Origin of the sequence: Cytophaga sp., assembly GCF_051961495.1 — a bacterium.
In the GTDB taxonomy this organism is placed as follows: domain Bacteria; phylum Bacteroidota; class Bacteroidia; order Cytophagales; family Cytophagaceae; genus Cytophaga.
In genome coordinates, this window is sequence record NZ_JBQCDF010000225.1 from 1 (window position 1) to 8,827 (window position 8,827).

At 39.8% G+C, this 8,827-nt stretch carries 8 protein-coding genes; 5 read left to right on the forward strand and 3 right to left on the reverse strand.

Going from position 1 to position 8,827, the window contains the following annotated elements:
• The coding region (locus ACTHJT_RS12565; RefSeq protein WP_440238684.1) for a nucleoside-diphosphate sugar epimerase/dehydratase at positions 1–781 on the reverse strand (781 nt) is incomplete at its 3' end.
• 117 nt (positions 782–898) lie between these two features.
• On the opposite strand from ACTHJT_RS12565, the gene ACTHJT_RS12570 reads away from it, so the two are divergent.
• From ACTHJT_RS12570 to ACTHJT_RS12580, 3 genes are all read left to right on the forward strand, one after another.
• The gene (locus ACTHJT_RS12570; RefSeq protein ID WP_440238686.1) at positions 899–1,567 is read left to right on the forward strand and encodes a protein-L-isoaspartate(D-aspartate) O-methyltransferase; all 669 of its coding nucleotides are present in this window, start codon (positions 899–901) and stop codon (positions 1,565–1,567) included.
• Positions 1,564–2,085, forward strand: coding sequence for an acyl-CoA thioesterase (locus tag ACTHJT_RS12575; protein WP_440238688.1), 522 nt, complete (start codon positions 1,564–1,566; stop codon positions 2,083–2,085). Before ACTHJT_RS12570 ends, ACTHJT_RS12575 begins: the two co-directional genes overlap by 4 nt.
• Positions 2,086–2,278: 193 nt before the next feature.
• Positions 2,279–2,893, forward strand: a complete 615-nt coding sequence (locus tag ACTHJT_RS12580) for a YceI family protein (protein ID WP_440238690.1) — start codon at positions 2,279–2,281, stop codon at positions 2,891–2,893.
• A 186-nt stretch (positions 2,894–3,079) separates the two neighbouring features.
• On the opposite strand, the gene ACTHJT_RS12585 is transcribed toward ACTHJT_RS12580, so the two are convergent.
• The gene (locus tag ACTHJT_RS12585) at positions 3,080–4,375 is read right to left on the reverse strand and encodes an OmpA family protein (RefSeq protein ID WP_440238692.1); all 1,296 of its coding nucleotides are present in this window, start codon (positions 4,373–4,375) and stop codon (positions 3,080–3,082) included.
• A 233-nt stretch (positions 4,376–4,608) separates the two neighbouring features.
• Between ACTHJT_RS12585 and ACTHJT_RS12590 the strand changes: the two genes are divergently transcribed.
• Both ACTHJT_RS12590 and ACTHJT_RS12595 read left to right on the forward strand, forming a co-directional pair.
• Positions 4,609–4,884 (forward strand): hypothetical protein, encoded by a 276-nt coding sequence (locus ACTHJT_RS12590; RefSeq protein ID WP_440238694.1) that lies wholly within the window; start codon positions 4,609–4,611, stop codon positions 4,882–4,884.
• A gap of 176 nt (positions 4,885–5,060) precedes the next feature.
• Complete coding sequence (locus ACTHJT_RS12595; RefSeq protein WP_440238696.1) at positions 5,061–8,294, forward strand: gliding motility-associated C-terminal domain-containing protein; 3,234 nt, start codon at positions 5,061–5,063, stop codon at positions 8,292–8,294.
• A 71-nt stretch (positions 8,295–8,365) separates the two neighbouring features.
• Here the strand turns inward: ACTHJT_RS12595 and ACTHJT_RS12600 are convergent.
• Positions 8,366–8,827 (reverse strand): DUF1569 domain-containing protein (locus ACTHJT_RS12600; RefSeq protein WP_440238698.1); only part of this gene is annotated, 462 nt, incomplete at its 5' end.

An 8,827-nucleotide genomic window follows, 5' to 3' on the forward strand; every position in this document is an offset into this window, starting at 1 on the left:
GGTTTGATAACAGTTTTACTTTTACGGAACCTAATATCAGCAGATAATTTACAGGAATAATATTGAATTTTACCGACTCCCCTTCTAGATCTCCCAACAAAAGCTCAAGATATTCATCATCATCTTTTTCAAGCGCAATAATTACCCGGTCAATATGACAACGGTGTATAACAGTGTTGATGCGTTCCAGATCTCCAATAGGCTTTAATACAGATGCACATAAATCCTGACTTCCTTTCGCAGCAGGCATATATGCAATGATTGAATAACCGAGCGCATCTTTACGTTTTTGTAATTCATCGTATACCTTGCGCGCCGCCTTACCCGATCCTACCAGCAACGTGTTGAACGTGATATTACCGGATGCTACCTGTTCCCGGAGATATGTAAATGAAATAATTTTAGAAACAGAAGAACAAAAAAACTGAATGATGAAATACGCAGTGAAGGTTCTGTAATATTCCTTGTATTCATTGATTCCTTCGTCATCAAGTAATAAGGTAAAGAATATGATCACTACGCCGATCAGCGTATGGTTAAAGCCTTTAAATAATTCTTTTATACGTGTTTTACCAAAGATGTCTGAATATGAACCGGCAAGGATATTCAAGCTAACCCAGAAAAAACCAATCACAGTTGCATTCAGGATCAGCGAGATATGAAAACTTTCTGGCTCTTCATGCAGCAATTGTTTCCGGTTATAAAAAAATACGATCCAGGCTACTACCGAAGCAATAAAATCTAAAGATGCGGGAATTAAACTATAGTACGATCTTTTCAAGGTTTTGTAAAAATTTATACTGGGTGTCAATATCTATTTTCAACACTAAATTATTAAATCCGAAGAAGTAGAACTATTTTAGTATTCAAAATATTTATTAATACTACGAATTTAAAAATGCCTGAGGATTCCTATTTGCACAAAGGGTTGCGCAGAAAGCTTATTAAAGTACTTAGAGACAAGGGCATTCAGGACGAAGCAGTCTTGCAGGCCATTGACCGGGTACCCAGACATATCTTTTTAGATAATGCCTTTCTGGAACATGCCTATCAGGATAAGGCTTTTCCTATCGGGGATGGACAAACCATTTCCCAACCCTACACGGTTGCATCGCAAACAAGCTTGCTGAAGCTCTCTCCGGGAATGAAGGTACTGGAGATCGGTACCGGATCGGGCTATCAATGCTGTGTGTTACTTGAAATGGGCGTTACAGTATTCACGATTGAATACCACAAAAGTTTATTTGAGAAAGCAAAAAAACTGCTCAACTCGATGGGCTACAAAGCCCAGTTTTTCTGTGGCGACGGCAGCGAGGGGCTTCCCCGCTTCGGGCCATACGACAGGATTCTCGCAACGGCAGGTGCACCTTATGTACCACAGAAATTACTTGAACAATTGAAAGTCGGTGGTATTTTGGTAATACCCGTTGGTGACCAGAAAAATCAAAAAATGCTGCGTCTGACCAAAGTCAGCGAAAAAGAAATTACACAGGAAGAATGCGGCGACTTCCGCTTTGTACCTCTTGTTGGTAAAGACGGATGGAATGCCCAAACAAATAAATTATGACACTACAAGCAAAACATCCGAGCGAATCATTGGTGATAAAATCCGAACTGGTCTTGCCCAATGATACCAATACCTTAAACAACCTGATGGGTGTCCGTCTGATGTATCTGATGGACGTTGTAGGTGCCATATGTGCATTAAGACATTGTAACCAGGGTGTGGTAACCGCATCGGTAGATAATGTGTCGTTCAAGGCTCCTATTGCATTAGGTAATATTGTAACGCTGCAGGCAACTGTTACCCGGGCATTTACAACCTCTATGGAAGTGCATATTGAAGTATGGGCCGAAGATGTTTTAAGCAAGGTAAAAACAAAATGTAACGAAGCATTTTTCACCTTTGTAGCTTTGAACGAAGCTAAAAAACCCATGCCTATTCCGGAAGTAATCCCTGAAACAGACCGGGAAAAAGAATTATATGACAGTGCCCTGCGCAGAAGACAGCTTCGTTTAATCCTGGCGGGCAGAATGAAGCCGGCAGAAGCAACTGAATTAAGGGCTCTTTTTGAAAACCTTTAAATTGCACCCTGGCAAGTATTCATTTAATTGAATATGTTTTTTATCTTTTGTAAATGCTCTTTTAGAAATTTTATAAAAATATAAATGATTAACAATCAATTATTAATTAGCTTTGCTAGGAAATATAGGAACTCTTTCTTAAAATTGTTCATTATATGTTCAAACATGTATTATTAAACCATTCTAACAAATTATGAAAATTAAATTACTTATTTCAGGTGCAGTATTAGCAGCTGTAATGTTTTCTTCTTGTAACTCAAACAAACCTGCTGAAGTTAAAGCTGTAGATTCTACAGGAACTGAAGCTACTTACACAGTAGATACTGCTGCTTCAAAAGTTGTTTGGGAAGGTCAAATGCTTAAAATGCATAAGCACTATGGTGATCTTACAATTTCTGAAGGCTCTTTTACAGTAAAAGGTTTACAAATTACTGGCGGTACTTTCACAGCAAATATGAAATCGATCACTCCTACAGATAGCAGTTACACAAAAGACCATCCAAAAGAATACTTAGTTGGTCACTTAAGCGGAAAAGATTTCTTTGCTGTTGATTCATTCCCTACTGCAACATTTGTTATTAAATCTGTTAATGGAAACTCTGCAACAGGTGACTTAACTGTACGTGGCAAAACAAACTCTGAAACTGTAACAGATATCGTTGTTGATACTGTTGGCGGTGTTAAAGCTACTGGTAAATTGGTATTCAACCGTCAGAAATATGGTGTTTCTTATGTAGCGGATAAAACTAAAGACATGGTTCTTTCTGATGATATCAAATTGGATATCTCTTTAGTTGGTAAAAAATAAATTGCGTGAATTGTTATTCATAGTTTATTTCAAAAGAAAGTCCCGCTCAAAAGGCGGGACTTTCTTTTGATCGGAACATGTCTTTCAAGTACAGCGTCTGGCAGATTCTTTTCATCACATAAAAAAACGTCCCGATAGTTAATAGTTATCGGGACGTTTTTTATAATCGATGATTATTGTTAAAAGTTACATTTGTATAATCTCAAACTCTACTCTCCGGTTCAGTCTCCTGTGTTCTTCGGTATCATTCGGACTGATTGGTTTATCCGGTCCGTAGCCTTTGACATTGATGCGTTTGCCGTCAATGCCATGTGTTACCAGATAATCCTTAACTTTCTCTGCACGCTCTTCAGACAATTCAATATTTAAATCACGGTTACCCTGGTTATCCGTATGGCCACTGACTTCAATTGTGATCTGGGGTTGCTGGTTTAATGTAGCTACAAGCTGATCTAATTCTTTATAAGACTCAGGTAAAAATTCTGCCTTGCTTTGCACAAACAACACGTGCCGCAAAACGATCTTATCACCTTTTTTAACTTCGAATACTTCCTGTTTCGGAGCAGTCGCAGGAATCGAATCTTTTTTAGTAACAGCAGATTTTACAGTATCTTTTGACGCAGGAGTTTCAACCTTGACAACTGTTTTTGTTGTTGTATCCGGTGCCACTACTACAGGCTCAGCAGGAGGTACGGTTATATTAGGTGGAATAAAAGGATATTTGGATTGTACTGCGAAGATCTGTTTTACTTCATCTTCAGTAATGAATTTTTCCCATATACTAAAGTCATCCATTTTGCCGGCAAAATAACTCGCTTGTCCCGGAAAATCACAACCCACAATTAAAGGTTGATTATTTTCTAAAAACTTTGCTCCAATATTTTCGCAGGCAATCAAATGCCCGTTCAAAAAATATTTTGCAACATATCCATTAAATGTTACCGCAAGCATATTCCACTTTCCGGGAATAAGTGTTACACCATTACTTGTATATAAGCCTTTGGAACTGCCTTCTTCCCCACCATCAAAATAAAATCCCTGGTCCGCAACACCCAAACGGTATTGAAAAGCAGGGGCAGTTTCTGTTTTACAAAAGACGGGAGAATATTTATCTGTTTTTAATTCGTCCCAAAATGGTGAAGCATTGTATTTATCTACATACAACCAGATCGTAAACGCAAAATTAACCGTAGGTAGGTTTTTTGAAACTGAAGAGAAAGGAATACGGATAAAACCATCAACACCATTGAAACCAAGGGCCTTTCCTGGTCTGCCAAACCGATCCGCTACAGCTGTTACACCGCCAACCATCTGGCCATGCATACGGTTCGGACCAATATCATATGCATTCCCATCAAAAGCATAGTTATACATCCACCCTGCTGCAGTCTTTTGAGCAGGAGATGAATAACTCATCATCAATGAGATAATACTTGTTATTGCAAGTATCAGCGTCCGTATACCAAGTATTGAATAATTCATTTGTTCAATAAAGATATAATTAAAATATCGAACTTTACAATTAAATACGTAGACTATCTTACAAGTTTTTGAAATCTTATTGCAATGTTTTCTTCTCACTCAGAAAAAATCCTACTGTATTCAGATATTATAGAAATAAAATTTCATTTATCTGTTTAATGAAAAATACAGAGAAATGCTTTTTAATTTTTTAGTATGTATTTTTGGAAACCAACCACAAAAAAAACTCTCTTATGTCTGATTGTCGTTTTAGTTTTCCTTTCAATGAAAATGCCGAAATTTTAATAGCTCGTGCAAAAAAAGCTATAATGAACAATGATGGCGCTACTTTTGAAGGCAATGAGTCTGCCGGAAATTTTTCTTTATCAACCCCACTAGGCCAGGTTAAAGGTTCTTATTCCATCGTCTCCAATGTAGCAACGTTTGATATCACAGAAAAACCTTTTTTTGTCAATTGTAATCTGATAGAATCCAAACTCAAAGGATTTATTACATCTGAAAATATCTGACTTAGAATAATCCAACACAGTTTTAACATATGTTATTACAATTTTAAGTAGAATTTATTCTGACTTTTGAATCAATACATCCAATTTATACACAAAAACCATGTTTTATTGCATTTAAACAACCTTTTATAGGATCTAAAGTATACAAGGGGAAATTTAACTCATTAACTATAATAATGAATAAATATCTTCTTATCCTATTTCTGGCGATTACATGGACCACCGTACAGGCGCAATGCCCTGCTGATTTAAATTCCGGTCAGAACTTAATTGTTAACGGTGACTTCTCTCAGGATTATACCGGCTGGACATTTACACCTGATTCTGACGGAGACCTGAATACAGGCCCGGATGGGTATAAAATATTCACTTCAGGCTTCTCTGTTCCGGGTTATATCTTCGTAGGTACGGGTTCACAAATGCCTTCTTTCAATAATGCCTTCTCGGCAACCTTCAACGACCATAGTCCTTCTTCCGATGATAAGTTCTTAATGATCGATGGTGTTTGCGTTACAGGAATAAAGTTATGGAGACAAACAAATATTCCCGTTCAGCCTAATACCAATTATTATTTCTCTGTCTGGATCAATTCACTAAAAGATAACCCAAATTACCCGGGGATTGTAAACTTTGATGTAAACGGACAAAACATCGGAGCGAACATTATAGCACCCAAACTTGGTGGTGCGAACCCCTCCTCTGCAGGCTGGCAGAAATATGAAACGGTATGGAACTCGGGCTCAAACCCTCCGGCAACTGTTACAATCAGTATTGAAGGAAACCAGACTGTAGGTTGCGGCGGTACTTCCGGTGAATCGGATTTTGCCATTGATGATATTGCATTTATTCCTGGTTGTGCATATGGATCAACCGGTCCGCAACCTGATCTGGGTCCCGACAGAACGTTATGCGGTAATGGCGGCAGCGGCATCACACTGGATGCAGGTGTTCCCCAAAACAGTACAACCATTGTTACATGGGTTGACAGTGATGGTAATGTTACGAGTGGTACCGGTCTTTCTGCTCCTTATACATTCTCTGCAACCAAACCGGGCACCTACTCTGTCTGTGTAAGTGACAACGGATCCTGCACCAAATCAGACGCGATCGTAGTTAACAATACATTCTCTGTTAACCTAGGTTCTGATGTTGAATTGTGTAATCCTGCGGCAACAACGCTTGATGCTGGCTTCACAGGGGTTGGCGTTACTTATAAATGGTATAAAAACTATCCGACAGAAGCTCCCGGGGACAATACACAGAAAACATATTATGTAAATACTCCTGGTACCTATAAAGTTGAAGTCACAGACCCGTTATGTGGTATGCAATCTTCACAGATTACCATTACTACCAAGGCGCCCGTGGCAACCAATGCCGTTTATTGCAACCCGGGAAATATTACCTTAAGCGTATCACCGAACAACTCCGGAAAATATAAGTGGTGGACAAGCCCAACAAGCACAGCGCTTACAGACATGATACAGAAAGGCAGCGATTCTTATACGTTTGCTGCAACACCTACAAACAATTACATCTTCTATGTAGAGGATACTGCCTCTTTCCGGATCCCTGTAGGTTTGCCCTTAACAGGAAATGGATTAACTAATCCGCAAAACAGAAGTGTACAAGCTGAGAATGAATTAAAATTTGATGTACAGACCGCCATTGTAATTGATTCAGTTTACATTGATTTACATACCTATGGTTGTCCTTCTCAAACCATACAGCTTCAGGTAACTGATGCATCGGGAAACATTGTTGGTACATCACCAAGCTGGGCAGCAACTACAGCTGATGGATGTGTAGTTGCAAATTCTGTTGTGTTCAAAATGCCTGTTGGTATTGCCGTACCAGTTGGTACAGGCTACAAAATCAGAATGTCCAGCGGATCTAATATGAACTGGTACCAAACAGGTATGACTTACCCACAGAACTATAACGGAGTAATTACCTTTACAGGAAACAGCACTTCCGGTTGGGCGAACAATGCCATTCCGGGTATGTACCGTTGGATAGTAACGGCTGGTAATGCTTGTGCACGTGTTCCGGTAACGGCTACTTACAAATCATGCGCGCCTCCTCCTCCATTGCCTACTGCCCATGCAGGCTCTGATATCGTATTATGTAATACACATACTACACAGTTAAATGCTTCTCTGGACTCTGGTGAAACAGGTGTATGGACATTTGCTGTCGGCAGTACCGGTACTGTAAGTCCTGCAAACAGTACTACAGCTACCGTTACATTCACAGGCGACACAGCACGCATGGTATGGAACGTAACAAACGTAACAGGTACTTCTACCGATACAGTCATTGTATCAACAACCATGGTGCAGAAACCAGCCATTACAGGACCAGGATCACAATGCCCGGGTACAACATCCTTATTATTCACGGCAAATCCGGATAATACTGCCAATGGCAGTACTTATGAATGGTCTGTTGTTTCAGGTGATATTACCATGGTATCCGGAGAAAACACATTTCAGTTAACAGCTGATGGCAGACAAACACAAAGTGTTGTGAAACTGAAAGAAACCAACAACAACTGCTCTGCAGAAAATACCGATACGTTAAAATTATCTCCGTTAAACACCGTAGCATTTGCCGGTGCAGATATAAATACGTGTAATACAAGTGTTGTACTTACAGGCAATACGCCGTCGTACGGGACAGGATCCTGGTCGCTTGTAACGCCTGCTCCATCAGTAACATTAACTGTTCAATCCAATATTGCTGTATTGGTAAACAACCTGACAGCCGGAGAATCTTATGATTTCAAATATGAAATCGCAGGTGCATGCGGAGCGCCTTCCTCTGCTACTGTAACCGTTACGGTTGGTGCAGGCGGCTTCGCCATCAGTACCATTGATCAGCCGGAAGATACTTTGTGTGTTGGTTCAACGATAAACTTTACGGTTCATGTTACTTCAGCATCTTCAGGTTCATACAATTATATATGGAGTAAAAAAGGTGTTCCGTCCTTTACAGAAACTGCATCACCTTCATACAGTATTGTAACATCAGACATCAAGGAAGTATACTATGTATATGTGCAGGATAAAACAACGAATTGTAATACAGACCTGGACTCTGTGGAAGTAGCCTCGATCAACTACCAGCATTTATATGTACCAAACCTGATTACGCCAAACGGTGATAATAAAAACGATGAGTTGAAAATCACGGAAGTTGAAAATACCAAGCGGCTGATGGTGGCAAAAAATTCTGAGCTGGTGATCTATAACACATGGGGCAAAGAAGTATTCCGCGCCAGTAATTACAACAACGACTGGAATGCACACAATGTACCGGACGGTGTATACTACTACTACCTGAAAGCCGGTTGCGGCGGAGAAGAACACAAGAGCTGGCTGCAGATACTTGGTAATGTCTACAAATAGTATATCCCTCCCTTTCACAGAAATAAAAAAGTCCCCCGATCCGGATCGGGGGACTTTTTATTTCATCATACTTATATCAAACTGAATTGTTTGAAATGATGGATCAGATGTTTGGTGTGCAGTACAGCCCATTCCTCATACGTCATGCTTCCCAGACGCGGATGGCTGGTCTTAGCACCCGGATGAATTTTAAAATACTGGTGAAAATTTTCAATTTCCTGCAAGAGTGTTTCAACAGCTTCTGCAATCGTTTTATGAATCAACGGTGGAGGCAGCTCTCCCATCGTAGCTGTTTTAAGGCCTTGAGGCATTTCTGCATCCGTATATACCATAAACTGTTTTGCTGTATTGGCTTTCTCTTCATCTTTCGGGGTAGCCCAATGCAACTTACCGGATGAGGTTTGGAAAGTAACAGTAACATGTTCGATCATTTCCTGCGGTTTCAGGTTCCCGAACAATCCGGGTGTGTTCGCTGAAAGCTTATTCAGAATTGGTAATAGTTCTTCACGGTTTAATTTCATATCTGGTGTTTT

Coding starts and splice junctions, on each gene's coding strand:
- ACTHJT_RS12570 (WP_440238686.1), top strand. CDS start 899: ATGCCTGAGGATTCCTATTTGCACAAAGGGTTGCGCAGAAAGCTTATT.
- ACTHJT_RS12575 (WP_440238688.1), top strand. CDS start 1,564: ATGACACTACAAGCAAAACATCCGAGCGAATCATTGGTGATAAAATCC.
- ACTHJT_RS12580 (WP_440238690.1), top strand. CDS start 2,279: ATGAAAATTAAATTACTTATTTCAGGTGCAGTATTAGCAGCTGTAATG.
- ACTHJT_RS12585 (WP_440238692.1), bottom strand. CDS start 4,375: ATGAATTATTCAATACTTGGTATACGGACGCTGATACTTGCAATAACA.
- ACTHJT_RS12590 (WP_440238694.1), top strand. CDS start 4,609: ATGTCTGATTGTCGTTTTAGTTTTCCTTTCAATGAAAATGCCGAAATT.
- ACTHJT_RS12595 (WP_440238696.1), top strand. CDS start 5,061: ATGAATAAATATCTTCTTATCCTATTTCTGGCGATTACATGGACCACC.